Annotated in this window: 1 protein-coding gene; it reads left to right on the forward strand. The window is 63.2% G+C overall.

Annotation, left to right across the window (positions count from 1 at the left end; translation table 11 throughout):
• Positions 1-282, forward strand: a 282-nt coding sequence (locus B7G66_RS16715; protein WP_048859434.1) for a DUF736 domain-containing protein, incomplete at its 5' end; no start/stop codon positions are given.
• Positions 283-323 lie beyond the last annotated feature (41 nt).

Here is a 323-nt window from a genome sequence, read left to right on the forward strand (position 1 = left end):
GAAGGCGAAATCGTCACCCTGGCCCTGCAGGCCCGCAACGTCCGGCTGGTGGCCGAAACCAACCGTCCCAACGACAACGCCCCCAACTACCGCGTCTATCTGGGCAGGATTGAACTCGGTGCGGCCTGGACCCGCCGCTCCAGCGAAGGCCGCACCTATCTGAGCCTGAAGCTGGATGATCCCTCCTTCGCCGCCCCGATCTTCGCAAACCTGTTCACCGACGAGGACGGCGAGGGCTACTCTCTCATCTGGACCCGGCCCCGCAGCCGGAACGGGGAGTAATACCAATTTGTTTTTGCTATGACCCATGAGCCCAGTCGCGC

The sequence above is a fragment of the Novacetimonas hansenii JCM 7643 genome (assembly GCF_000964405.1).
GTDB classification, from domain to species: domain Bacteria; phylum Pseudomonadota; class Alphaproteobacteria; order Acetobacterales; family Acetobacteraceae; genus Novacetimonas; species Novacetimonas hansenii.